This is a genomic window from Rossellomorea aquimaris (genome assembly GCF_020171925.1).
Lineage (GTDB): Bacteria > Bacillota > Bacilli > Bacillales > Bacillaceae_B > Rossellomorea > Rossellomorea aquimaris_F.
This window is the reverse complement of record NZ_JAIVAR010000001.1, coordinates 819,033-843,547: the sequence shown is the minus strand read 5'-3', so window position 1 is coordinate 843,547 and position 24,515 is coordinate 819,033. Positions and strand designations below refer to the sequence as shown.

General features: G+C 42.4%; 23 protein-coding genes and 1 pseudogene. 21 read left to right on the top strand and 3 right to left on the bottom strand.

All coding sequences use genetic code 11. The features are described 5' to 3' along the window. Positions 1-48: 48 nt before the first annotated feature. From pruA to LCM10_RS04300, 18 genes are all read left to right on the top strand, one after another. Positions 49-1,680, top strand: coding sequence for an L-glutamate gamma-semialdehyde dehydrogenase (gene pruA / locus LCM10_RS04385; protein ID WP_224874949.1), 1,632 nt, complete (start codon positions 49-51; stop codon positions 1,678-1,680). A 129-nt stretch (positions 1,681-1,809) separates the two neighbouring features. Beyond that, entirely contained in the window at positions 1,810-3,081 is a 1,272-nt protein-coding gene (locus tag LCM10_RS04380) for a PucR family transcriptional regulator (protein WP_224874948.1), read from the top strand. Positions 3,082-3,626: 545 nt separating this feature from the next. Then, entirely contained in the window at positions 3,627-4,145 is a 519-nt protein-coding gene (locus LCM10_RS04375; RefSeq protein ID WP_224874947.1) for an MgtC/SapB family protein, read from the top strand. Positions 4,146-4,225: 80 nt separating this feature from the next. After that, positions 4,226-4,453 (top strand): GNAT family N-acetyltransferase, encoded by a 228-nt coding sequence (locus LCM10_RS04370; RefSeq protein WP_224875597.1) that lies wholly within the window; start codon positions 4,226-4,228, stop codon positions 4,451-4,453. 122 nt (positions 4,454-4,575) lie between these two features. Continuing rightward, positions 4,576-5,565, top strand: coding sequence for a LacI family DNA-binding transcriptional regulator (locus tag LCM10_RS04365; protein WP_224874946.1), 990 nt, complete (start codon positions 4,576-4,578; stop codon positions 5,563-5,565). Next, positions 5,562-6,452, top strand: coding sequence for a ribokinase (gene rbsK, locus LCM10_RS04360; RefSeq protein ID WP_224874945.1), 891 nt, complete (start codon positions 5,562-5,564; stop codon positions 6,450-6,452). The genes LCM10_RS04365 and rbsK overlap by 4 nt, the downstream gene beginning before the upstream one ends. Next, complete coding sequence (gene rbsD, locus LCM10_RS04355; protein ID WP_224874944.1) at positions 6,449-6,835, top strand: D-ribose pyranase; 387 nt, start codon at positions 6,449-6,451, stop codon at positions 6,833-6,835. The genes rbsK and rbsD overlap by 4 nt, the downstream gene beginning before the upstream one ends. A gap of 19 nt (positions 6,836-6,854) precedes the next feature. Next, a complete protein-coding gene (locus tag LCM10_RS04350; RefSeq protein WP_224874943.1) occupies positions 6,855-8,345 on the top strand; it encodes a sugar ABC transporter ATP-binding protein in 1,491 nt (496 codons plus the stop codon). After that, positions 8,338-9,291, top strand: coding sequence for an ABC transporter permease subunit (gene rbsC, locus LCM10_RS04345; protein WP_224874942.1), 954 nt, complete (start codon positions 8,338-8,340; stop codon positions 9,289-9,291). The genes LCM10_RS04350 and rbsC overlap by 8 nt, the downstream gene beginning before the upstream one ends. A 10-nt stretch (positions 9,292-9,301) precedes the next feature. Further along, a complete protein-coding gene (rbsB, locus tag LCM10_RS04340; protein ID WP_224874941.1) occupies positions 9,302-10,231 on the top strand; it encodes a ribose ABC transporter substrate-binding protein RbsB in 930 nt (309 codons plus the stop codon). 581 nt (positions 10,232-10,812) lie between these two features. Next, positions 10,813-14,412, top strand: coding sequence for an AAA family ATPase (locus tag LCM10_RS04335; protein WP_224874940.1), 3,600 nt, complete (start codon positions 10,813-10,815; stop codon positions 14,410-14,412). After that, positions 14,409-14,846: a hypothetical protein gene (locus LCM10_RS04330; protein WP_224874939.1), complete on the top strand. Its 438-nt coding sequence runs from the start codon at positions 14,409-14,411 to the stop codon at positions 14,844-14,846. The genes LCM10_RS04335 and LCM10_RS04330 overlap by 4 nt, the downstream gene beginning before the upstream one ends. A gap of 12 nt (positions 14,847-14,858) precedes the next feature. Then, positions 14,859-15,449 carry a hypothetical protein gene (locus LCM10_RS04325; RefSeq protein ID WP_224874938.1) on the top strand — a complete coding sequence of 197 codons (591 nt, stop codon included), beginning with the start codon at positions 14,859-14,861 and terminating at the stop codon, positions 15,447-15,449. Positions 15,450-15,714: 265 nt separating this feature from the next. Continuing rightward, on the top strand, positions 15,715-15,987 hold the full coding sequence (locus LCM10_RS04320) for a hypothetical protein (RefSeq protein ID WP_224874937.1): 273 nt from the start codon (positions 15,715-15,717) through the stop codon (positions 15,985-15,987). A 719-nt stretch (positions 15,988-16,706) separates the two neighbouring features. Then, the gene (locus tag LCM10_RS04315; RefSeq protein ID WP_224874936.1) at positions 16,707-17,168 is read left to right on the top strand and encodes a nucleoside 2-deoxyribosyltransferase; all 462 of its coding nucleotides are present in this window, start codon (positions 16,707-16,709) and stop codon (positions 17,166-17,168) included. A 235-nt stretch (positions 17,169-17,403) separates the two neighbouring features. Beyond that, entirely contained in the window at positions 17,404-17,769 is a 366-nt protein-coding gene (locus LCM10_RS04310; protein ID WP_224874935.1) for an NUDIX domain-containing protein, read from the top strand. Positions 17,770-17,824: 55 nt separating this feature from the next. Beyond that, positions 17,825-18,496: a permease gene (locus LCM10_RS04305; protein ID WP_224874934.1), complete on the top strand. Its 672-nt coding sequence runs from the start codon at positions 17,825-17,827 to the stop codon at positions 18,494-18,496. A 627-nt stretch (positions 18,497-19,123) separates the two neighbouring features. Continuing rightward, entirely contained in the window at positions 19,124-19,753 is a 630-nt protein-coding gene (locus LCM10_RS04300) for a sigma-70 family RNA polymerase sigma factor (protein ID WP_224874933.1), read from the top strand. On the opposite strand, the gene LCM10_RS04295 is transcribed toward LCM10_RS04300, so the two are convergent. The 3 genes from LCM10_RS04295 to LCM10_RS04285 all read right to left on the bottom strand — a co-directional run bounded on the left by LCM10_RS04295 (position 19,737) and on the right by LCM10_RS04285 (position 21,262). Continuing rightward, the gene (locus LCM10_RS04295) at positions 19,737-20,186 is read right to left on the bottom strand and encodes a VanZ family protein (RefSeq protein WP_224874932.1); all 450 of its coding nucleotides are present in this window, start codon (positions 20,184-20,186) and stop codon (positions 19,737-19,739) included. The two genes, LCM10_RS04300 and LCM10_RS04295, sit on opposite strands and share 17 nt — an antisense overlap. A gap of 92 nt (positions 20,187-20,278) precedes the next feature. After that, positions 20,279-20,671, bottom strand: a complete 393-nt coding sequence (locus LCM10_RS04290; RefSeq protein ID WP_224874931.1) for a hypothetical protein — start codon at positions 20,669-20,671, stop codon at positions 20,279-20,281. A gap of 18 nt (positions 20,672-20,689) precedes the next feature. Then, positions 20,690-21,262, bottom strand: coding sequence for a VanZ family protein (locus LCM10_RS04285; protein WP_224874930.1), 573 nt, complete (start codon positions 21,260-21,262; stop codon positions 20,690-20,692). 434 nt (positions 21,263-21,696) lie between these two features. On the opposite strand from LCM10_RS04285, the gene LCM10_RS04280 reads away from it, so the two are divergent. The 3 genes and pseudogenes from LCM10_RS04280 to LCM10_RS20845 all read left to right on the top strand — a co-directional run bounded on the left by LCM10_RS04280 (position 21,697) and on the right by LCM10_RS20845 (position 24,473). Then, positions 21,697-22,251, top strand: a complete 555-nt coding sequence (locus LCM10_RS04280; protein ID WP_224874929.1) for a recombinase family protein — start codon at positions 21,697-21,699, stop codon at positions 22,249-22,251. A gap of 26 nt (positions 22,252-22,277) precedes the next feature. After that, positions 22,278-23,267, top strand: a pseudogene (locus tag LCM10_RS20850) (DUF4158 domain-containing protein); the annotation flags it as partial. Further along, positions 23,247-24,473, top strand: a complete 1,227-nt coding sequence (locus LCM10_RS20845) for a replication-relaxation family protein (protein ID WP_412103376.1) — start codon at positions 23,247-23,249, stop codon at positions 24,471-24,473. The pseudogene LCM10_RS20850 and the gene LCM10_RS20845, both read left to right, overlap by 21 nt. Positions 24,474-24,515: the final 42 nt, after the last annotated feature.

Below are 24,515 nucleotides of genomic sequence, written 5' to 3'. Positions count from 1 at the left end.
ATTAAAAAACACCTAGACAGAATGAAATCAGAAAGGAATGTGATGAACATGAGTAACGGAATTTACAACATCCCAAAACCTACAAACGAGCCTGGTAATACATATGCCCCAGGTACGAAAGAAAGAGAAACATTAAAAGCTGAATTAGAGCGCCAAGCTGGCATCCAAGTCGAGATCCCAGTGATCATCAACGGCGAGAAGATCAAGACAGATACAGTGAAGCAAGTCGTTATGCCACATGATCACAAACATGTGTTGGCTACCTACTCTCAAGCAGGTGAAAAAGAACTTCGCGATGCGGTGGAAGCGGCAATGGCTGCGAAGGAGTCTTGGTCCAATATGCCATGGCAGCACAGAGCATCGATCTTCTTGAAAGCGGCTGACTTGATCTCTGGTCCATACCGTGACGTCATCAATGCGGCTACAATGTTAGGTCAATCCAAAACAGCGTATCAAACAGAAATCGATGCGGCACAGGAATTAGCTGATTTCTTACGCTTTGGCGTTGATTATGCGAACCAAATCTATCAAATGCAGCCGGACAGCATGAAAAACATCTGGAATCGCCTAGAGTACCGCGCATTAGACGGTTTCGTACTAGCGATCTCTCCATTCAACTTCACGGCAATCGGTGGTAACCTGCCGTCAGCTCCTGCGATCATGGGGAACGTGGTTGTGTGGAAACCGGCAACAACGGCTTTACTATCAAACTACTACTTCATGCGTATCCTAGAAGAAGCTGGACTGCCTAAAGGCGTGATCAACTTCGTACCATCCCGTGGTTCACAAGTGTCTGAGGTCGTATTAACAGACCCACGCATGTCCGGATTCCACTTCACTGGATCCACAAGCGTTTTCCAGACGATCTGGAAAACAGTAGGGGAAAACATCACAAACTACAAATCATATCCTCGTCTAGTCGGGGAAACAGGCGGTAAAGACTTTGTCTTCGCTCACGAAACGGCTCAAGCAGATAAAGTAGTCGCTGCCCTTGTTCGTGGTGCATTCGAATACCAAGGTCAAAAATGTTCAGCAGCTTCCCGTGCTTACATCCCTGCAAGCATGTGGGAAGAAGTGAAAAATGGTTTAGTGGAAGAAACGGCGAAGCTTAAAGTTGGGGATGTCAGAGACTTCCGTAACTTCATGGGTGCGGTCATCGACCAAGCGGCTTTCGATTCGATCACAAGCTACATCGACTATGCGGCTGATTCTGAAGAAGCTGAAATCATTGCCGGTGGAACGTATGATGATTCAGTTGGATACTTCGTTCAACCGACTGTCATCGTGACAACGAATCCAAACTTCAAAACGATGACGGAAGAAATTTTTGGACCGGTATTAACGATCTATGTATATGAAAACGATCAATTAGAAGAAACATTGACTTCAGTGGATACAGCTTCCATGTACGCATTAACGGGTGCGATCTTTGCTCAAGATCGTGAAGCGATCATGCACTTGGAACGCCGCCTATCCGGTGCAGCTGGTAACTTCTACATCAACGACAAACCAACGGGTGCCGTGATCAACCAACAACCATTCGGCGGTTCACGCGGATCCGGTACAAACGATAAAGCGGGCTCTATTTTCAACATGATTCGTTGGACCAGTCCACGTATCATCAAGGAAAACTTTGCGCCAACAACAGACATCACTTATCCGTTCATGGATGAGGAATAATCGTCAATAGGGTGAATCTTCACCCTTTTTCACAAAAGCTCTCCCACTATGGGGGAGCTTTTCGTTTTTTATTGGGGGATTTCACGCTATAATAGGAATCATACTCATTCGTGGAAAGGTAAGATTCGTATGGAAGCAATAGATGTTATCCTCCAAACAGAAGACATACATAAAGCAACGGAATTAATCAGCGCAAAATTAGGCAACCCCGTCATCATCGAAAATAAAAACTTTGAACTGATTTCATACAGTTCCTCTTCAAATAAATTCGACCAAACACAGCAAAAGACGATCCTCACAAAAAAATGTCCGGTCTTCATCATCGATCGATTGAAAAAAGAGGGGATCGTCCACCAGCTCGAAAATCATACAGATCCAATCCGGGTACAAGCGATGGAAGAGCTAGGATTCCACCAGCGTGTCGTCATCGCCGCAAAGTATCTCGGAAACACGTTGGGGTATATCTGGGTGCAGGAATCGAGCCGTCTTCTTGAAAATGAAGAGCTCTCTTTCCTTGAAGAAATCTCCCCACATCTTGGAAACCTGATCAATGATCTCTATGCAAAGGTCAATATCAAAAAGAATCGAAAAGAAGAAGTATTATGGCATCTCCTGCAGCACGAGTATGGAAGTGAAAGCCAGCTCCGACATGACGCGTCCCTCGTCAAGCTGACACTTCCTGAACGCTTCACGGTAGCGGTATTCTCGATTTCATCGTCAGCGTATAAGCCTATGCTCGACCAACTTGAGAAGCTGGTCCAGGAATCCAGCTTCCACACAAACATCTACACGTTACGGACGGAATACCAAGTGATTCTCGTTCTTTACGGCAAAGCAGACACACCGGGTTCTTCGCTCGAATTAGCGAGAGATCTCGTCGAAAAGGTGAAAGAACAAACAGGCGAAGAAGAATTTTACCACTTCCTGATCGGGATCGGGAAGGAATACACCACGTTATACCAAGCAAGAAAGAGCTTCTTGGAAGCGTCGGAAGTCATTGAAACAGCTAACTTCATCGGTCCGCGTCCAGAATCGATGCCGCGTGAATTCGCTCAACTGGGCATTTACCGGTACTTGCCAACACTATATGAGAAAAATACATCAAAGGATTATTACAGTGACGACTTGTTGATTTTGATCAAAAATGATGTGAAGAAACAAACAGATCTGCTCAAGACACTCGAAGTGTTCCTGGCGAATGATGGAAAGGGGAAACAGACAGCCAATGAACTGTTCATCCATCCGAATACGTTGAATTATCGGATCAAAAAGATACAGGAACTGACGACGATTGATTTCAATGATTTTAATATGAAGGTATATTTGTATACTGAGTTACTATTGTTGAATAATGTTGAAGCGTATTATCACAGGTATAAGGATGCGTTGAAAGGTTTGTAGGTACTGAGGGGCGAGTTTCACTCGAAAATCGCTACTTTATGGATTAAAACTCACTTTCTTACTTAATAACGTGGGGAAATGTAAGTAAAAGACTGATGAATCTGATTTATGCAACACATCTGAGGGGTATTTTTGACTTTTAGAAAATTATATTATCAAAAAGCCCGAACTTATTATCAAAAATCAGGATATATTATCAAATTCTAGCTTTTATTATCAAAAATAGAAATATATTATCAAAACCTGTAAATCGAGGCCCAGGAATACCCAATAGTGTATCGGATTTCCGGGGACCGTCCCTCATCACGGTGATACTATACCAAAGCAGAGCATTCACCCGACAAGCTAGCACTAACCCCTACACGTCAAACCTACCATTGCTCAAAAGAAAACATTCGTGTAAAATAACAGAAATATACTTAAGAACGAAATTGAGTAAACAGCGTTATAGAGATCCACTTACAAAGCGAGCGGTATGTATTCTCACTAGAATCGGCGACTCGTTTTGTGGCGAGGTCTCTTTTGCGTTAAGGGAGGTTGGAGAGATGTCACATTTCATGAATGGTTTGACGGATTTTTTCTGGCAGCATGAGATTTATTTCCGGATTGTGGTGAGTGCGATTCTAGGATTCATCATCGGATGGGACCGTTCATCAAAAAATAAGCCAGCAGGGTTGAAAACCTATACGTACGTGTCGGTGGCATGTACCTTGATCACGATCGTCTCGATAGAAGGGGCCGAGATGCTGAGTCAGCCGGATAGTGGGAAGATGATGGATCCCCTTCGACTCGCGGCCCAAATCGTATCGGGGCTCGGGTTTTTGGGTGCCGGCGTGATCCTGAAGGATGGACTGCGAGTGAAAGGACTCACTTCCGCTGCGATGATCTTCTATGTCGGGGGCATCGGAATTGGAATCGGGGCCGGATTTTATTCAATTGTGATCTTCGCGACACTGGTGACGTCAATCATGACGAAGATCGGAAATATCTTTGAAGAGCATGAAATCAAGGCTGTTCGCCTGCCGAAACTACTTCGGAAAAAGAACGATCCCGAGAATGATTAGGCAAGAGTGTAATTGATGGGGGTCAATTCCTCGTAGGTTATCCTACCGCGGAATTGACCCTTTTTGTATAGCGTAGATCTATTTACAATAAGCATCATCTTTATATCTATGATTTAATCACTTCTTCATCACATCATTCAAAAGGATATGGAGAGCGATTACTACATTATATCCATACATATGCAAAGGAAAATGGTGCTGAGTATGTCGCGCTGGAATCAGGTATAAGTAGAAGTGATGCACATCGGTTTTATGAAGAGAAATTAACGTATGACAAGTGGTGTTATTCGTTTAGAAAGAAGTTGTAATGAAATAACCTTACCATCACTTTTTTATTAAAAATAATTGCAAGCGGTTACAAACATATGTTATCGTATGTGTAACCGGTTACACAAAATACTAACCAACCAACGAACAGGAAGTGACGTGCGTGGCAACAATCAAGGATGTGGCGAGTGAAGCGGGGGTGTCGGTTGCGACGGTCTCGCGGGTGCTCAATGATAACGGCTATGTAGGAGCCGAGTCGAGGAAGAAAGTGATGAGTGCAATCGAGAAGCTGAATTACAGTCCGAATGAAGTGGCGCGCTCCCTTTATAAAAGAGAGTCGAGGCTGATCGGGCTGTTGCTCCCGGATATCACGAACCCGTACTTCCCGCAGCTGGCGAGAGGGGTCGAGGATGAAGTGAGTGAGGCGGGATTCAGGCTCCTCCTAGGGAACAGCGACGAGAACATCCAGAAGGAACTGGATTATATCCAGACCTTCGTCCAGAACAATGTCGTCGGCATGATCTCAGCGACCAATCATGTGGAGCATGACCAGCTTTATAAGGAATTGAACCTTCCACTCGTCCTCCTTGACCGGACCACGGATGACTATCCTGCTGTCTATGCGGACGGACGAAAAGGCGGACGGCTGGCAGCAAAGACGCTCGTGGAAAAAGGGGCGAAGCGGATCACCGTCATGAAGGGACCGGCCCACGTCAAGCCGGCCCAGGATCGATTCCGGGGTGCCGTCGAGTATTTGAGCGGGACAGACGTCGATTTCACGGCGATGTCAACGACTTCGTTCTCGTTTGAAGACGCGAAAGGCTGGGCGGAGGAACTGTTCGCCACCTATCCTGATACGGATGGCGTCATCGCAAGCAATGATATCGTCGGGATCGCGATTCTCCATGAGGCCTTGAGGCTAGGGAAGAAGATCCCAGAAGACGTTCAGATCATCGGCTACGATGACATCCCACAGAGCAGTCTTTCCTATCCGGCGCTCTCCACGATCAGGCAGCCGGCATACGAAATGGGCAGGCAGGCCGCGGCACTTCTGATTAAACTGATAAAAAAAGAAAAAGATATTGAAACATCCGTTCAGCTTCCGGTTGAACTCATACAGCGAAACACAACAAGAAAGGATGAAGAGAAATGAAAAAAGCGAAAATTGCCGTGATTGGCAGTTCATCCATGGACTTGGTGGTCACTTCAAATAAGCGACCAGGCGCAGGGGAAACGGTTCTTGGCGACAGCTTCCATACCGTACCGGGAGGCAAAGGCGCAAACCAAGCGGTAGCGGCAGCACGCTTAGGGGCTGACGTGTACATGATCGGCTGCGTGGGTGATGACCCATACGGAAAAGAAATTTTAGATAACTTTAAGCGTAACGGTGTTCATACCGAGTATGTGGAACCGGTTACAGATACGAAATCCGGAACCGCCCACATCATCCTAGCTGAAGGCGATAACAGCATTGTTGTCGTCAAAGGGGCAAACGACCTGGTGACACCAGAATACGTCGAGAAAACAGCTGATTTCCTGAAAACATGCGATCTCATCATGATCCAGCAGGAAATCCCGGAGGAAACGGTTGAGTACGTGGCAGATCTGTGCAAAAACATTGGGGTTCCATTGCTTCTTAACCCGGCACCGGCACGGAAGATCTCACAAAAAGTCATTGATGGTGCGAGCTACCTGACACCGAATGAGCACGAAACGGATGTTCTTTTCCAAGGGGCAAAGCCGTCAGAGGCACTGAAACAATACCCTGGCAAGGTCATCATCACTGAAGGAGCAGCAGGAGTCCGTTACCATAATGGAACAAAAGAAATCCTCGTTCCTTCCTTCAAGGTCGACGTCGTCGATACGACTGGGGCAGGAGATACCTTCAATGCCGCATTCGGGACAGCCGTGGCGGAAGGTCAATCAATGGAAGCAAGCCTACGGTTCGCGAACCGGGCAGCATCGCTTTCGGTGACAGGATTCGGAGCACAGGGCGGAATGCCGACAAGAGACGAAGTGGAAAGGAAGCTGGCAGAATGAAACGACATGGCATCTTGAACAGTCACATTTCAAAAATACTAGCCGATCTCGGTCACACCGATACGATCGTGGTGGCCGATGCCGGTCTCCCGATTCCATCGGACGTCGTGAAAATCGACTTGGCATTGAAGCAGGGAGAACCATCGTTCCTTGACGTGGTCGAACTGTTAAAGGAAGAGATGGTCGTAGAAAATGTCACGCTTGCAGACGAAGTGGAAACGAATGCAGAGGTGCAGAAGCAGATGACCTCGTGGTTTGACGGGATCCAGTATGTATCGCATGAACAATTTAAAAAAGAAACCCATAAGGCGAAGGCCGTCATCCGGACGGGGGAAGTCACACCGTATGCGAATTGCATCCTCCATGCGGGAGTCATTTTTTAACACAAAGGGGTGAGAGAGCATGCAGATCAGCATGAAGAATATCCATAAATCATTTGGTACGAACTCTGTCCTTGAGGGCGTGGACATCGAGATCCGGGAGGGTGAGGTCCATGCCCTGATGGGGGAAAATGGTGCCGGGAAATCAACACTGATGAATATCCTGACCGGTCTTCACAAAAAGGATAAGGGAACGATCACCATCGACGGGAAGGAAACGACGTTCGAAAATCCGAACCAGGCAGAGGAATTCGGGATTGCCTTCATCCATCAGGAGTTGAATGTCTGGCCTGAGATGACTGTGCTTGAGAATCTTTTCATCAATAAGGAACCGGTTACACAATTCGGTCTGATCAACACGAGAAAAATGAAAGCGATTGCGAATGAGCAGTTTGAGAAATTGAACATTTCGATTCCGCTCACGAAGGAAGCGGGTCAGTGCTCGGTCGGGCAACAGCAGATGATCGAAATCGCAAAAGCATTGATGACCGATGCGAAAGTGATCATCATGGATGAGCCGACGGCGGCATTGACGGACCGGGAAATCGAGACGCTTTTCACCGTCATCCGATCACTGAAGAAAGCCGGTGTCTCCATTGTTTATATTTCTCACCGGATGGAAGAGATCTTCACGATTTGTGACCGCATCACGGTCATGCGTGACGGACGCACGGTCGATACGACGCCAATCCCCGAGACGAATTTCGATGAGGTCGTCAAGAAAATGGTCGGACGGGAATTGACGGACCGCTTTCCAAAACGCGATCCAAAGCCAGGCGAGACGATGCTTGAAGTACGGAACCTGACGAAGAAGGGACTGTTTGAAAAGGTCAGCTTCGAAGTTCGCTCAGGCGAAATTGTCGGCGTGTCAGGTTTGATGGGCGCAGGCCGGACGGAAATCATGCGAACCATCTTCGGACTTGACGGACGTTATGAAGGCGAGATCCTTGTGAACGGCAAGCCGGTCACAATCAAAACACCGGATCAAGCCGTGAAGCTCGGTCTTGGATTCATCACTGAGGATCGAAAGGATGAAGGACTCGTCCTCGACTTTTCCTTGAAGGATAATATCGCCCTTCCAAGCCTCTACAGTTTTACCAAAAATGGCTTGATTAACGAAAAGAGCGAGCAGGATTTTGTGGAAATGCTCATCAAGCGATTGACGATCAAGACCGAATCGGCCCGTACCCACGCAAAGAACCTGTCAGGCGGAAACCAGCAGAAGGTGGTCATTGCCAAGTGGATCGGGATCGGTCCGAAAGTGCTGATCCTCGATGAACCGACGAGGGGAGTCGATGTCGGCGCGAAACGTGAAATCTATCAACTAATGAACGAGCTCACCGACCGAGGCGTCGCAATCGTGACGGTATCATCCGAACTGCCAGAGGTGCTCGGGATGAGCGACCGCATCCTCGTTGTCCATGAAGGGACGATTACAGGGGAGCTTTCAAAAGAAGAAGCCACACAGGAAAAAATCATGACATTGGCGACAGGAGGTCACGCACATGAATAATGCACTCAAAACGAATCATGTCGGCAATCTAATGCAAAAGCTCGGTCCATTACTCGGACTGTTTGTACTGGTTGCGACGGTATCCATCATCAACCCTAGTTTTCTAGAACCTTTGAACTTATTGAATCTATTACGACAAGTGGCGATCAACGCCCTGATTGCCTACGGGATGACCTTCGTCATTTTGACCGGGGGAATTGATTTATCAGTCGGCTCCATCCTCGCCTTATCCAGTGCCTTGATGGCAGGAATGATGGTATCGGGAGTCGACCCGATCCTTGCGATCCTGATCGGGTGTATCCTCGGAGCCGTAATGGGGATGGTCAACGGACTTTTAATCACAAAAGGAAAAATGGCACCATTCATCGCGACACTTGCAACAATGACGATGTTCCGTGGTTTGACGCTCGTGTATACTGACGGAAATCCGATTACGGGTCTTGGCGACAGCTATGCATTCCAATTGTTCGGAAGAGGCTACTTCCTTGGAATCCCTGTACCTGCAGTCACGATGATCATGACGTTCGCGATTCTTTGGGTGATCCTGCACAAAACACCGTTCGGCCGTAAAACGTATGCCATTGGTGGGAATGAAAAAGCAGCACTCATCTCAGGTATCAAAGTACCACGCATCAAAGTGATGATCTACTCACTGGCTGGATTATTGGCAGCCCTTGCAGGAGCGATCCTGACGTCACGCTTGAACTCAGCACAGCCAACGGCCGGTACATCGTATGAACTCGATGCGATTGCAGCCGTCGTCCTTGGTGGGACAAGCCTATCCGGCGGACGCGGACTGATCGTTGGAACACTAATCGGTGCACTCATCATCGGAACGTTAAACAACGGTCTGAACCTGCTTGGCGTCTCATCCTTCTTCCAAATGGTCGTAAAGGGTGTCGTCATCATCATCGCGGTTCTCATCGACCGAAAGAAAGCAGCGTAGGAGGGATACTATGAAAAAAGCATGGCTACTACTAATCAGTTTGTCACTCCTATTCCTCGGTGCCTGCTCCCTGCAGCCGCCGGAATGGGCGAAGCCGACTAAAAGCACCAACCCAGAAGACATCAAAATCGGACTATCCGTTTCAACATTGAATAACCCATTCTTCGTCTCCATGAAAAACGGAGTGGAGGACGAAGCGAAGAAACAAGGCATGGAAGTCGTCGTTGTCGATGCCCAGAACGATGCCGCCAAACAGATCAATGACGTAGAAGACCTCATCCAACAAGGCGTCAACGTCCTATTGATCAACCCGACGGACTCAGCAGCCATCTCCACAGCCGTCCAGTCCGCCAACAGCCTAGGTATTCCGGTTGTAACGCTTGATCGCTCAGCGGAAAAAGGAGACGTCGCGACACTCGTAAGCTCCGACAACGAAAAGGGCGGCGAAATGGCCGGCGAATACCTCGTCGAACAACTCGGTGAAGGAGCGAAGGTTGCTGAACTTGAAGGTGTTCCAGGAGCATCTGCAACACGTGAACGTGGAGCCGGATTCCACAACATCGCAGATGAAAAGCTAGATGTTGTGGCCAAACAAACCGCGAACTTCGATCGTACCGAAGGATTGAATACGATGGAGAACCTGATCCAAGGGAATCCAGATATTAAAGCAGTGTTTGCACATAACGATGAAATGGCGTTAGGAGCACTGCAGGTGATCCAGAGTTCTGGACGTGACGTGTTGGTCGTTGGATTTGATGGAAATGACGATGCGATGACTAGCATCCGGAACGGTAACCTTTCAGCAACTGTCGCTCAGCAGCCTGAGAAGATCGGTCAGTTGGCCGTTCAAGCTGGGGCTGATGTGTTGCAAGGGAAGAAAGTTGAGAAGAAGATTCCGGTTCCGTTGAAGTTGGTTACGGAGGAGAATGTGGAGGAATGAGTAGAATAGTTGTGATGAGGGAGCCCCTTTCGTGCGGTTGTGCGGGAGGGGTTTCTTTTCGCTCTTCTGTGGTCTGGCGTACGGTGACGTTTCTCTTAATTCGGAAATATAATAACCGTTACCACGCTTCTTAGTGAAAAAGGTAGTTGAATTCGGAAAACGGTACCTGAATTTAACCTCAACTGCTGGATTGGAGTAATAATGATGGGTAAATTTAACGGAAATTGAGATCGGGGCTTTGTTAGCGGCTTATTATTGAGTGAAATTGAAGATTAATGCGAATGAAAATGGAAATCAATTGGTTAATCTTCCGTTTTTGGGTGATAATCTTCCAAATTCAGTCGATTATCTTTTAATTTACACCTATATTCTCCCGATTCCTTATTAGATTCTTTCAATTCTGAGAATAATTCAGTCACTTACCAAAAAAATCCAAACAGAAGCGCGCGAGCCGCCGCCATGCTTACCAGCTGAGCAAGCAGAATCATCCTGCTTGCTTTTTGTTTTTGGAAAATTTAATTGTATTTGTTAGATTTTGGTTTAAAATTATAAGTAAATCAAATGTAAGGTGAGGTTAGGTCATGGGTTTTCAAAAGTGGCTTCGTATAATATTGCCCGAGATACAATTGGTCGACTATGTCCAAGCAAAAGGATTCAGGGGGAAGAAACAGCGGTTGGGCGGCCAGGCACAGGCAATGGCTCATTCCGGAGGGCTAAGGATGGAACCTGGTAGTGGCAATCCGCAGCATGTTCCCCATTCCGTTGGTGGTGTTGGGGAAGTAATCAAGGATGCAAAGTATGGGTTAAAGCAGATGGGCTTGAATCGTTCAAACGAAGAATTGGATGCGATTTTTGCAGAAATCAAGAAGGAACTTACTAGCAGGATCCTGCGTCAAGATGTGTTTATTGATGAACTGCTAGTTTCCTATAAGAAAGCGTTTTTTAATAGGGAAAAAGACAAGGTGCAAAACACCATTTTGCTGGCTGGCCCTTCTGGAACGGGTAAGTATACAACATTACAGCTGCTCATTGATCAGCTCTATAAGAAAAAGCTCGTGCCTTATAAGCAGACTGTGACGATTGATTTGCGGCATTACACAGAGAAGGATATTCACAGTAATTTCGTCCTCGATTGTTCCGCTGCATTTGAGTATGGAATCGGAACCGTTTGCTTTTTGGGGATTGAGAAGGCTGATGCTGAGGTTCTTAAGTATGTTTCAAGACTTGTCCAACAGGGCTATTTCCGGACGGAAAACAACCTGAAGATCGATGCCTCGAATTATTTCCTCGTCTTCTACAGTGATGTTGACTTTAAAGGGGAAGTGCATGGAAAGTTGCCAACTGAAGTAGCGAGTAAAATACCCGCTCCAATTTTAAAAGGGATTCAATCATATGCTCTTTCAGCTCCGCTATTGCCTGAGGATGTTGAGACTATTTTAAGGAGCAAGCTCATGGCTTCTGCACGCAAACTCGAGAGTCAAACGCAGCTAATGGTAAAGTTTGAAGAAGGATTGTTTACTGGTTTAGTTGAACGGATTTTGGTAACGAAGAAATATGGTGAGGCAATCGAAAGTTTAGCAGAAAAAGATTTTTACCAGGCACTTGTTGATTTAAGGGCAAGAGGGACTTTCGTTGCGGGTGACAGAGTGATGATTCAGCTCCGGCAGGATGAATTGCTGGTGGCAAAGGGTGAGCAAAGCTTCCTATTAAAGTCCATTCCACTGGTGGAAGAGGAAAAGATTGAAGATTTGATGGACGAACTGAATCGCCTGACTGGTTTGCACTCTGTGAAAACAGCGATTTATGAGCTGTTGGAAACGGTGAAGGCTGAAAAAATGCGGCAGGAGGCCGGTTACAAAACAGCTGGAAAAATGGCGATCCATATGGTGTTTACCGGGAATCCCGGTACTGGGAAAACAACCGTCGCAAGGCTCGTTTCACGGATTTTAAAAGCGATGGGACTGCTTTCGCAAGGCCAATTGGTAGAGGCAGCAAGGCAGGATCTGGTTGGAGAATATCTAGGATCCACTGCACCCAAAACCAATTCTGCCATTGAGCGATCCCTCGGTGGCGTATTATTCATTGATGAAGCGTATGCCTTGTCAAGAGAGAAGCAGGATCCGTTTGGGATGGAAGCCATTGATACACTGGTGAAGGGAATGGAGGACCATCGTGACAATCTGGTCATGGTCCTTGCGGGTTACACGAATGAGATGGAGGATTTCCTGAAGATGAATCCAGGTCTTCAATCACGTTTCCCATATATCATTGAGTTTCCGGATTATACGTCCGAAGAAATGTTTGAGATTCTGACAGGAATGGCGGCAGCGAAGGATTTCACGATTGATTCTGGCATCAAGGAACAGCTGATTGAACTGTTTGATTCCAAGCAGATTTCGGGGCGGAATGATGCGGGGAACGGTCGCCTTGTGCGCAATATGCTGGAGGATGCCATCCGGAAACAGTCTGTAAGACTAAACCAGGAAACAGGTGCACGGGACTATAAACGTTTAACATCCGAGGATTTCGGAATAAGGGAGCGGCAGGGGTTCGAGCTGGAACCAGCGTTTGAAAAAGTCATCGGTCTGGATAATGTGAAGGATTTTATCAGGAGTCTGGAAAAGCAGATCCTCGCGAATGAAAAGCGTAAAAAAGCTGGGATCCTGACTGAACAAACACAGACTCTGAATCTTGTATTTTCCGGAAATCCAGGGACAGGCAAGACGACAATGGCACGAATGCTAGCCGAGATGCTTAAATCAATGGGACTGTTGAAAACAGGGCATCTCATCGAAGTGGACCGCAGTAATTTGGTGGCAGAGTATATGGGGCAGACAGCATTGAAGACAACAGAGGTCGTCCAGTCTGCTTTAGGTGGAGTCTTATTTATTGACGAAGCTTACAGTCTGATTGAGGAAGGTGTCCAAGGAGGCGGGTTTGGCAAAGAGGCGATTGATACGCTAGTTAGGCTGATCGAAAACCATCGAAACGACCTTGTGGTCATTCTCGCTGGCTACACCGATGAAATGGAGACGTTTTTGCGGAGCAATCCGGGCCTCGGATCCCGCTTCCCGTTAAAAATTGAGTTCCCTGATTATACACCGGAACAACTTACCCAGATGACCGAGCTACAGGCAAAATCCAAAGGTTTCAATCTAGAATTTGATGTGCAGCATACCTTGGCTGAATTTTATAAAAAAACCCAAATTCCTGGTAAAAACGACAGTGGAAATGGCCGGTTGGTGAGGAATACGCTGGAGGCGGCGATTCGCAACCAGGCATTAAGGATCGTTGAGATTGATCATGTAGGGACAGACGAACTAAATAGGCTGACCCTGGCTGATTTTGGACTGCTGGAGGTTCAGCCGAAGGAAAGAGCTCTGCAAGAGCTGGATTCGGTGATCGGGCTGGATGAAGTAAAAACATTTGTACGCGCGTTATCAGCTCAGATCGAAGTAGCGAACAAAAGGAAAGCGATGGGACTGCCGGATATGGGTGCCCAATCCCTGCACATGGTATTTAAAGGAAATCCGGGAACGGGCAAGACGACCATTGCGCGGATTTTGGCAAGAAGGCTTAAGGAGCTTGGAGTGATCAAGCTCGATCATATCGTAGAAACAGATCGTTCGGGACTTGTGGCTGGATATGTTGGCCAAACTGCCCTGAAAACCCGTGAGGTTCTTGAGAAGGCGCTTGGTGGCATATTGTTCGTCGATGAAGCGTATGCTCTTTTCGGCGATGGCCAGGATTTTGGCCAGGAAGCAATAGATACGATCGTCAAGTTCATGGATGATCACCGTGAAAATATCATTGTGATTTTAGCAGGCTATGAGGCTGATATGGAACAGCTTCTGGATTCCAATGCAGGCTTGCGCTCAAGATTCCCCAATGTGATCAGCTTCACTGATTATTCAGTACATGAACTGGTGGAAATCAGCAAGCGTCTGCTAAAGCCGAAAGGATATGAATTAAGCAGTGACGGTGCAAATGTGCTTAAAGAAATATTTGCTAGAACCGCTGGGAGTGTTTCAGCTGGTAATGGCCGGTTGGCCAGGAATATATGTGAAGCAGCCATCCGTGCGCATGCATTGAGGCTGAGCGAAATCGACCAGCCGACTTTAGAAGATTTGACGTTGCTGAAGCCTAAGGATCTTTTACAGGCAGGGGGGGTTGCTAGATGAAAAAAATCATTAAAATCGCATGGGCTTTGTTTTATTACATTTTTCTTTTTCCAGTCACTGCTTTTATTATCGTTTTTGGGCCCTTGATGACATTCCTGGATCTCCTTGATGTTTATAAACTGGAAGCGCCAAGGCTTGGTTTGGGCTTAGGAATGATCGCTTTTATGGGCTTCATACTCTTCTTATCGATGAAGTACCACTCTCTAAACTGGATCTATCGCAAGTTTCCTGTACTGCTTCCGTTTTTTCAAATGTGCTTTGTCAGTCTTATCGCCATGGACCTCAGCTTGACCTTCGCTAATCTCTGGGCAGACAGAATGGTAATCGGAAAAGCTGTTGCGATAGGCTTATCTCTACTGACAATCTTACTGGGTAGATCATTTTTATCGTATTGGTACTATAAGTACCCGATTAGTTTTAAGATGGTGCGTTAAGGAGGAACTGAAATGCTGAAAAGAGCTAAGAAAGACTCTGTTCATGATGCAGACAATCAAATTGTGTTGGATGAGGAAGAGCAGCATCCCGAGGTCATCTACCATGAACATAGCCATAGAAAACCTGTTTTTTTTGGAACTATTTTAGCCGTGTTGTTGGCTATTGGCTTAAGCATGATTCTAGGCAGCTACTCCTCAGAAGGTAGTGCGGAGGAAGTGGTCGCCAATCGAATCAGCAAATCAACGCTGGCTGGAGAAACCCCATTTACAGATGAAACCAACTCAGGAATCACGCCGAGGGATTTTGATGTGACGGTAGGGGATTCCGGCGGGGATGCGAAGATGCTGATATGGGATTTTAATAGTGAAGATCATGATGAAGTCCAAATTCTTGTGAACGGGCAACCATTAAAAGAGAAGCTCATTCTCGCAACCGACCCTGCAGCCATCTCGATTCCGGTTCCAAGCACGGTGACGGTCAAGGGGCTGAAAGATGATGGAGGCGGCATTTCATACGCTGTCAAATTTCCGAACGATAAAATAACTTACTATAATGTCGTAAGTGTGAACGGGGGAAATACATATACTGTTAAGCCTCTATAGTAGTGAATAGATGAATGAGCCGATTTACTGCATTTTCCAGTAAATCGGCTTTTCTGCTGTGTGTCACTTTTTTTAGGTATGCTACCAGCTAAGGGAACGACCCGAATTGAGGTTATTGTAGAAATGATAATATATACAAAGATTATTAGAGTTCAGTAAGGATGTGTACAAATGGAAATTATCCCATATTCATCGGTAGGTTCACTTACATTTAACAAAAAAAGAAGAAGTTCAGAGTATTATAAAAGAAACACCTGTTGAGTTTGTGAAAGGAAAGAATACACCTGCAGAGCATTATGAAAAAGCTGGTATATTGGTCTACTATCATGAAGATGGTGTGACTAGCCATGCATTTGAATTTGTTGATCAGGCTAATCCAACATTGGAAGGAATTAATTTCTTAAAGATGAAACGTAAAAAAGCAAAGACGTTATTAGGAAAACTTGACGAGAACCTTTTTGAAGATGAAGATACCATTATTTCTGTCAAATATGGAATCAGCTTGTATTTTCCTGAGAAAAAACAGAATCAGTATTAGTTTTCCCAAAAGGATATTATGATGAATACCTAGATTTATTTGCTTAAAATACATACTTCTGTAGAGCAGTGAGTAGGAAGGTAACTGTGAAATGTGCAAATTAACTCAAAATGAGATTCGGTTGTTTGAAGAATTTTATTATTTGTTTATGCAATCTGATTCCTACTAAGGCACGTAAAATCGTGACTTATACGTAATTTTAAGGGTTAGCAGTGAATCCGACCCATCAACTTTGAAATTCGAGGGCTTTTAGAGGCTAATTTTCGGTCGAATTTGGAGATTACTGCAGGTTGAAATGGAAGAGAATTGGATAATCTTCCGCTTTTGGAGGATAATCTTCGAATTTTAGTCGAGAATCTTTTAATTTACCCCTTTATTCTTCCGATTTCCTGATTAATTCATTCAATTCTGAGGATAATTCAGTCACTTACCAAAAAAATCCACTTCTACACACAAAAAGCATGGTTACAGACCATGTTTTTTCTTAATGGCCATTGAGGGTCTATCAATAATAAGGGAACACGCTGAAGGAACGAGGTACACACCTATATTTTATGGGTACTGCTGGCTGCCCCCACTAAAGTAACGCTTTAGCGTACCCGGGGACAGATCGGGACGGACCCTCGTGTAAGTAAATGTTTCTTGATTCGCAATTAAAACACATGAACCAAGAGATTCCCCAATATGATACATAGTAAAAACGTCACGGGGGAGATGCAATGGAGAGCAAGAATCTAAGGAATATCCGTGTATTCATCGCAAGTCCTTTCTTCAGTGAGGAACAAGTTGACAGGGTTCAAAGGCTTGAGAATGCACTCATGCAGAACCCATATGTGTCTGAGATCTTCTCTGCACGCTTTCATCAATTTCCACATCTTGAATTTGGTTCGAAAGAGTGGAGGCGGACGGTGTTCCGGAATGATCTGAGGAACTTGAGGCGTGCCGATGTGCTGGTGGGGATCCGCGATTTTGAAGGCAAGTATGTGGACAGTGGGACATCATTTGAAATCGGATATGCGTACGCCATGCAGAAGCCGATCCTCTTAATCAATGAAAAAAATGCTACCATGAATCTGATGCTGTCCGATAGCTTACACGCATACTTCACCAGAGTGGAGGATGTAGCAAGCTACGATTTTCATCGAATGCCGAAAGCACCTTATGTTGGGCCTGTCATATAAGTTGGTGGCTGCGGTTTTGCAAGATAGCATGAGACATCCTCCTTTTCAAAGGGCGTGATGTCTCTTTTTTATTTAGAGAGTTGCCATTATAGAATAAAAAACACTAAGTGGTTGGGAATTAATGTATAATTATATAGTGAGAGAGTGGAGAGGACGTTTTTTTGCTTTAGATCCTGAAGAACCGTCTTTATGGATTTAATACATATGGGAAGACTGATTTAGTGGGGGTAAACTAATGATTGCACAAGCACTAGTGATGAAAGACAACAGAATATTAATGGTAAAACAATCAGTTCAAAGGGGAGATATTGTTTGGAATTACCCTGGTGGCGGAATTGAAGAAGCCGAAACTCCTGAACAGGCTTGTATCATAGAAGTGAAGGAAGAAACGGGCTACGATGTGAAAGTAAATAGATTACTAGTTAAAGGTCCTAATAAGTACACGTTCGTTGCTGAAATTATTGGTGGTGAACTTTTCCTCGATTCAGATCTTGAAGCTAACCATGACATTATTGATGTAGCTTGGGTCTCTCTTGATGATCAGGACAAATTTGATCATATTACAGCTCCGTTACTAGATCTGATGAAAGCACAATCATAAGGCAACTTCTGGGGACTGACCCAGTAGCAAATACTATTTGTAGGGAGAAAAGTCGATGATAGGAATAAGTATCGCAACGAAGTGGGAATATGAAGCGACATTGGACTATTTCGGCATAAAGGATCATGAACGTTTGCATTATCCTTATGGCGAGTATTTCATGAGAACAATGAATGAGACCGAGCTTGTTTTTTATAGTACCGGTGTACGAAAAGTAAATGGTGTTGGTGCGAATCAGTATATGATTTCTAAATTTGATTTAACGAAGGTAATCGTTGCTGGAACCTGTGCAGGAATAGACGATCGATTCAGTAATTTGGATATTTTTGTACCCCATGAAGCCGTTCAATATGATTGCACGGTAAAAGAAATCGAGCCTCTTCTTAAACCATCCTTCAGAGTCGATATTGATCTATCAACCTATGGAAAAGATTTTAATACCGGAACAATTGGCACCGCCGATAAAGCAGTCGTTATGTGGAAGGACTACTTAGAACTGAAAGAAAACAACATCACAATCGCCGATACAGAAGCGGGTGCCATTGTTTATATCTGTAAGAAGAATGATGTTGAATGTATTATCATCAAAGGAATATCTGATTTTCCAACCGATGAAACAAACGGCGATAAATTCGAATCAAACGTTGAACAAATTAATGTGTACTTAGAAAATACACCGAAAGTGATGAAGAAAATATTTGACGAATATTTAAGTAGGTTTATCTAAATAAATGTAAAGTTAGACCATTTGAGATATAGATGTTGGAATATACTATGGATTACGTCTGCCTCAAATTTGATTAAGAGTAAGAGTGTAAAACATTAAAGAAACGGGACTTCCATAAAACTGGAGGTTCCTATTTTATGTCTAACATCAACATATATCTAGGATAAGGGGACAGACCCTTTGTGAGGTAAAGCAATTATATGATGGGGGTTTACCTCTGTTTTTGGGAGAAATATAGCGCTTTACACGTTATTTGAAAATGAATCTCTGTATGCATGGAATTAGTCTAGTAAATTCGAAATGATTCCTCCTCTGTTAGTCATAATGGTGAAGAAGTTGTAAGAAAATATAAGATATTTAATAAAACGAGAGTTATCAATATAGTTAAGGCTACCTTTTTCAAAGCTATTCCTCCTAGATTAGTCGCTAATTTACTTTATTAAAACGAACGACCAACTATACCTATTATTAAAAGTACGAACGAATCATAGGGTGCTATTTTCTGTTTTATAGAAACAATTATTAATGGATACATTTTTAATATAAAACTTTTTTCTGTAAATAATGGGACATTTCTCCAACGACACTCGTCTGTTAAGTGAAAAATACAATTCATGGTGGTGTGATATGACAAACAGTGCTGGACAGGATTTTCAAGAAGAACGATCGATCAGATACCTCGTCATCCAATATGGGGAGGATGTGAAGAGACTCATTTATTCATATGTGAAGAACTGGAGTGCAGCGGAGGATTTAGTGCAGGAGGTTTTCATCACGGTTTATCAAAAGATGGATACGTTGGAGAACGCGAGCTCGGCGAAAGCATGGATTTTTTCCATTGCGGCCAATAAGTCGAAGGATTATCTTCGGAGCTGGCATTATCGGAAATTGTTATTGACGAATACCTTTTCGATGACGACGAGTAAAGAGGGTCCCGAAGATTGGCTGATGAAACAGCAACAGAAAACAGAGCTGAGTGAAGCGATTTTCGCTCTCCCTGTGAAATACAGAGAGGTCATCATGTTTTTTTATTATCAAGAGTTGAGGATTGGGGTAGCACCAACGATTTATCATATTTCCCACGCTAAGGCTAGATCCTTTGATATTAATGAGTTTCCCAATAATAGATATATGGACATAAAGAAAGCCGAGTTTCCTATGTTAAGGAATTCGGCTTTCTTCACGTTGGGAAAGATCTCCCTGCTGATAAATGTTTATCCACTTGGTAAAACTAAGAAGCTTAATAGGCTTCTTTAATATTTTTGAAAAATTTATGCATAAGGTATCCTATAGAAGTGCCAATTATGCTTAATATAATGTCATCTATATCAAACACGCCAAATTTTGTAAGGATTTGAGTTGTTTCAACTATTGAACTTATTACTAAAGAAAATATAAACACATGAAAATATTTACTTATTCGTTTAAATATATACGGGATCATTAAGCCAATTGGAATGAAGCAAATGACTAAAGCTAAAGTATTAAGGAACCAGGTATCTAAATTGTACCTGTTAAAGTTTAAGATATAATTGCTTAAAGTATGAAAAGGAATGAAGTTATTAGAAACATCACCTACCTTAACAAAATGTAGATTTCCAGATACTCCAAATAAACTCAAAAAAATCAATACGACGATATAAAATGCAAAAAGGATAGATAGTAAGCCTTTGTTTAATTTTGACTCCATGAGTGCTCCACCTCCTTCAATATACGTATGTCCATTTCATATTAATATTACAAAAGAAGTCAATTCCGATGTTGGAATTGACTTCTTTTGTATTAATTAAAATCATAATCGGCTATTGTACCTCCACCTCTTACAACAGTGCCATCATCTGCCTTTCTAAGTGTAAACCAATACTTGCCCTCTCCCTTGCCAGGAAGGTCCACATATCCACTACCGTTACTTGGGAAGGTTGATGTCCCTAAATATGTACTCCCATAGCTATCTCCCTTATATAAATCAAAGTAATAATAACCACCACCACCTGATGCGGAATTCTGAATGTAAATTCTGTTCTCTGATCCCGGATATAAATAGTAAATTTTAGAATTTAATTTGTATTGAAATTCAAAACCATAAGTATGCGAATAAGCAAAAACCGTAGCTGCCGGAACGGAAATAATAGCTATTAATAGAATTAAAGAAAGTAGTTTTTTGAATTTTTTCATTAAGTAATCCTCCCCAAGTTAACTAGTAATAGTTTCAGAATGATTATCTTCAATGTCATCTTTTAATCTCTTAACAATTGGATTGATAAATCTTAATGCAATTGAACCCAGCAAAACGCCTATTGTGTTTAAGATAATATCGTCCACATCAAAACTTCTATAGCTTGCTCCGATAACTAGTGAAATCACCTTTTGAGTAATTTCTATGCTTGTTGCTGCTATTATTCCAACAATTAAAATATTTCTGAACGAATTTAACTTTGGTTTAATAAACGGTAGGTAGAACCCTAGAGGTATCATCATGATTATATTTCCTAGAATTCCCTTAATGAATCCGGAGAAATATCCTTGTTCAATAGCTCCCGATATACTCATAGAAATTGTCTGCAAAGGTATAAAACTGTTTCTTGCTTCTGTATTTGTTTCTATAAAGCTTTGAATTAATCTTGAATCAATGGGGATAGGAAAAATAGTTAAACTCATTAACCAAGGGATGTAGAGAAGGAATGTAATGTTAATTAGATGACTGAAGGGGTTGAACTTTCTTTTTCCTAACAAATAAAAAAGAATTGTTCCAATGAAATAAATCATTACTAAAGGTAGGTAATAAAATGTCTTGAAATCTAGCAGGAAAATTCCCTCCTTCCTTATATAAAATTTGTATAATTAGGAATATTATATAAATAATACCAAATTCCTTTGTTATTTTCTATTTTTTTAAAATAATATAATAATTTCCAATTTTTTATATTTTAGAGATTTAAGTAATAGGGTATCCACAACTTACTATCACATTTACTGTAGATTGGAGTCCAAATTACACAGTAAGTGAATTTCGACAATCATTAGCTGAAGTATCATTTTATTATTCCCTATAACGAACGTTTTAGGGAAAACTTTTTACTTATCAGTAATTCACTTATTTTTATTGTTTTCTAATCCCTAAACCCTTCCCTTTAACATCTTCCCTAAAATTGACGATTTATCCGGATTAGGGAATAATTGTTTCAGAAGGAGAGGATAATATGGGGAAAATTTTTGGGTATGCTCGTGTTTCTACTCAAGACCAAAACTTAAATCTTCAACTTGACTCTTTAGAGAAAGCAGGCGCAGCTGTTATTTACAAAGAGAAAATGACCGGAACGAAAATAGAACGCCCAGAATTGGAGCAGCTTCTTAAGGCTATAAGTGATGGAGATTCTGTGGTCGTTTATAAATTGGACCGTATTTCAAGATCCACAAAGCACCTTATTGAGTTGGCCGAAACCTTTGAAGAAAAAAAAGTCAATTTTATTTCTATACAGGATAGCATTGACACATCAACAGCTATGGGACGCTTTTTCTTCCGAACAATGGCGAGCATCGCTGAATTAGAACGGGATATTATCAGTGAACGTACAAAATCTGGATTAAAATCTGCAAAAATGAGAGGTCGGAACGGCGGAAGACCCTCTAAGGATCCTAAGTTGGTGGAACGTGCTTTAAAACTACATTCTTCAAATCAATATAGCATCAAAGAAATTACAGATATGACGGGTGTAAGTAAATCTGTTTTGTATCGAGCTTTGGAAAAAATTTAAACCTTTAATGATAGGGGGCTTTTCCTATGTATCTGAGAGCAAGAGAACTACTTACACCTGATCAAAGGAAGGATTTTTTGACAATCCCTTCTACTTTAAGTAATTGGGAACTGGCCTACTACTATACCCTTACACAAGATGATATAGAGGTAATAAGGCGTAGAAGAAGAGATCATAATCGATTGGGATTCGCTATTCAAATCTGTCTTTTTCGTTATCCAGGTTGGTCAATTTCAGATATTAAAAGTATTCCTGATAAGGTGATAAACTATGTTGCTAAACAGCTACAAATAGACCCAAATGAATTTAAACTATATTCCGAACGAGAACAAACAAAACATGAACATATGGAAGAAATACGAAAACACTATGGTTTCTCTAATTTTTCTGCCCACTCATATCGGGTTATTTCACACGCATTACTACCCCATGCAATTGAAAATTCAAATGCACTGTTTCTAATAAGGATGACTTTAGAAGAAATGCGAAAGCGAAAAATCATTCTGCCTGCTATGACAACGATCGAAAGATTAGTATGGGAAACAAGGCGAAGGGCAGAGGAGAAAGTATATAATTCACTCTATAAACCGTTATCTCCTTGGCAAAAACAACAATTGGAGAAATTAATTGATACACCTCCCGATAAATCCAAAACTAAGCTTGGATGGCTAAGGGAAATACCAGGTCAATCATCACCAGATGCTTTTTTAAAAGTAATTGAGAGATTAGAATATGTTCGTTTATTAAATCTTTCAACAGAGGCCGCCGAAAATATTCACTCGAATAGGCTGCTACAGCTTGCTAGGCTAGGCGCCCGATATGAACCTCATTCCTTTCGGAGGTTTAATGAGAATAAAAGGTACGCTATTCTTGTAGCTCACCTATTAACTCTTAGTCAAGATCTAATTGATCAAGCTATCGAAATTCATGACCGCCAAATTATGATCTTACAGTCAAAGGGTAGAAAAGCACAAGAAGAACTGCAAAAGCAAAATATTTTTGGAGCAAATCGAAAAGGTGTTTATCTAGATCATAACGATTTAAAAATTTTAAAATTAATTTATACTCAAAGAATTGTTTCAACGTCACAAGTACATTATTACTCGTTTGCATTATCTGGGATGAAGCTAGATACGGTTCAAAAAAAATTAAAAAGATGGTCTGGGTATAAAGTGGTTAAACAACATCATTATAGAGTGGGGCAAGTAGGGTTGGGTTATAATTACTATACATTAGGGTCAAATGGTATAGACATTTTAATTTCAGAAGGAGTAATACGAGAGGAAGATAGAAAAAAATTAAATTTAAACCGTAAATTTTCAAATTTAGATCATACAATAGCTATTCAAGAAGTTGCGGTAGGATGTTTGTCGATGTTTGTTAATGAAGATCGTTTTAATATTGAGTCTATCAATCCTTATATTCATCCTTTTTTTGTAGATTCAGGAAATGAAAAATTAATACCTGACTGGATAATAAAAAGAGAAAATATTTATTTAAATATCGAGATAGATACAGGTTCAGAAACGACAAGTGAAATTAAACAGAAGATAAGAAGGTATGTTAACCTCTCAAAAGAGAATCCGAATAACAAATACTACGTATTATTCTCTGTAATAGATCATAGTATCCTTACTCGAAAAATTTACAGTGCGGATCGTTCCAAAAGGGTGAGTAGTTTAAAGTACTCAATTGCTGAAGTTGAAGGAGTAGATGTTAAGAATTTAGAAGTGTACGTTTGTCAATTATCCCGTTCATTTTTAACGGCGTTTGAATTAATCAATGGAAATTATCCAGGTAATCAGGATTTGATTATTAATTCTTATTTAGAGGGCATGCGAGAATATTATAATCACACAATCGATTTTGAAACTGACAATGAATGTACTCAAGACCTTGTTCATAATATTAAATTGTTTAGACCGGATAAATTTAAAGGAGAATATAAAACATTAGATTATAAAGTAATTAAAATTGTTGTTTTAGAACCAGGTAATGTTAGAAGTTTTAAGCTTATAAATGAAATACTAAAAAGTGAACAAGATACAAGAATTGTTGGCTTATATGATTGTGAACAACAAGTAATTTGGGATGTGTTTGGGAAAATTGTTCCTAGACTAGTGTTGATGGGAGCCAGAGAATGGAAGCAAGGGGATTACCATTATTACACTCAAAAGTCTCCTTTTATTTTGAATAGAGTTACTGTAAAGCCTAGATATTAGATTATATAAGGGACGTTCCATTTGTTGGAACTGTCCCTTTTT

Bases quoted from the DNA above. Each gene is read 5' to 3' on its own strand.
- pruA (WP_224874949.1), top strand. From the start codon at position 49: ATGAGTAACGGAATTTACAACATCCCAAAACCTACAAACGAGCCTGGT.
- LCM10_RS04380 (WP_224874948.1), top strand. From the start codon at position 1,810: ATGGAAGCAATAGATGTTATCCTCCAAACAGAAGACATACATAAAGCA.
- LCM10_RS04375 (WP_224874947.1), top strand. From the start codon at position 3,627: ATGTCACATTTCATGAATGGTTTGACGGATTTTTTCTGGCAGCATGAG.
- rbsK (WP_224874945.1), top strand. From the start codon at position 5,562: ATGAAAAAAGCGAAAATTGCCGTGATTGGCAGTTCATCCATGGACTTG.
- rbsD (WP_224874944.1), top strand. From the start codon at position 6,449: ATGAAACGACATGGCATCTTGAACAGTCACATTTCAAAAATACTAGCC.
- LCM10_RS04350 (WP_224874943.1), top strand. From the start codon at position 6,855: ATGCAGATCAGCATGAAGAATATCCATAAATCATTTGGTACGAACTCT.
- rbsC (WP_224874942.1), top strand. From the start codon at position 8,338: ATGAATAATGCACTCAAAACGAATCATGTCGGCAATCTAATGCAAAAG.
- rbsB (WP_224874941.1), top strand. From the start codon at position 9,302: ATGAAAAAAGCATGGCTACTACTAATCAGTTTGTCACTCCTATTCCTC.
- LCM10_RS04335 (WP_224874940.1), top strand. From the start codon at position 10,813: ATGGGTTTTCAAAAGTGGCTTCGTATAATATTGCCCGAGATACAATTG.
- LCM10_RS04330 (WP_224874939.1), top strand. From the start codon at position 14,409: ATGAAAAAAATCATTAAAATCGCATGGGCTTTGTTTTATTACATTTTT.
- LCM10_RS04325 (WP_224874938.1), top strand. From the start codon at position 14,859: ATGCTGAAAAGAGCTAAGAAAGACTCTGTTCATGATGCAGACAATCAA.
- LCM10_RS04315 (WP_224874936.1), top strand. From the start codon at position 16,707: ATGGAGAGCAAGAATCTAAGGAATATCCGTGTATTCATCGCAAGTCCT.
- LCM10_RS04310 (WP_224874935.1), top strand. From the start codon at position 17,404: ATGATTGCACAAGCACTAGTGATGAAAGACAACAGAATATTAATGGTA.
- LCM10_RS04305 (WP_224874934.1), top strand. From the start codon at position 17,825: ATGATAGGAATAAGTATCGCAACGAAGTGGGAATATGAAGCGACATTG.
- LCM10_RS04300 (WP_224874933.1), top strand. From the start codon at position 19,124: ATGACAAACAGTGCTGGACAGGATTTTCAAGAAGAACGATCGATCAGA.
- LCM10_RS04295 (WP_224874932.1), bottom strand. From the start codon at position 20,186: ATGGAGTCAAAATTAAACAAAGGCTTACTATCTATCCTTTTTGCATTT.
- LCM10_RS04290 (WP_224874931.1), bottom strand. From the start codon at position 20,671: ATGAAAAAATTCAAAAAACTACTTTCTTTAATTCTATTAATAGCTATT.
- LCM10_RS04285 (WP_224874930.1), bottom strand. From the start codon at position 21,262: ATGATTTATTTCATTGGAACAATTCTTTTTTATTTGTTAGGAAAAAGA.
- LCM10_RS04280 (WP_224874929.1), top strand. From the start codon at position 21,697: ATGGGGAAAATTTTTGGGTATGCTCGTGTTTCTACTCAAGACCAAAAC.